This window comes from Pseudomonas sp. HY2-MNA-CIBAN-0224, assembly GCF_040310285.1.
GTDB lineage: Bacteria > Pseudomonadota > Gammaproteobacteria > Pseudomonadales > Pseudomonadaceae > Aquipseudomonas > Aquipseudomonas helleri.
On sequence record NZ_JBEOPQ010000561.1, the window covers coordinates 1 to 268 of the forward strand.

Below are 268 nucleotides of genomic sequence, written 5' to 3' on the forward strand. Positions count from 1 at the left end.
GGTATTGCCTTCCGTAAAGGTGATCCACTAGTTGCCAAATTTAACGCAGCATTGGCAGAGCTAAAAGCCAATGGCACCTATGATCAAATCACTGGCAGCTATTTTGGTACTAGCACAACGGCTGCTGCACAAAAAACAGCCGCTAATGGTAGTGTTGAGCAAGTGGTTGTCGTTGATGAAGGTAATGTCGATGCCAATGCAGTGATTGCTGAAGAAGAACAAACAGAAACGGCAACCAACTAGGACGAGTTTGGCCTAGGGCATGTCC

1 pseudogene is annotated in these 268 nt (G+C 46.6%); it reads left to right on the plus strand.

Annotated features, from left to right (window positions below):
* Positions 1–243: pseudogene (locus AAEZ03_RS29350) on the plus strand (hypothetical protein); the annotation flags it as partial.
* Positions 244–268 lie beyond the last annotated feature (25 nt).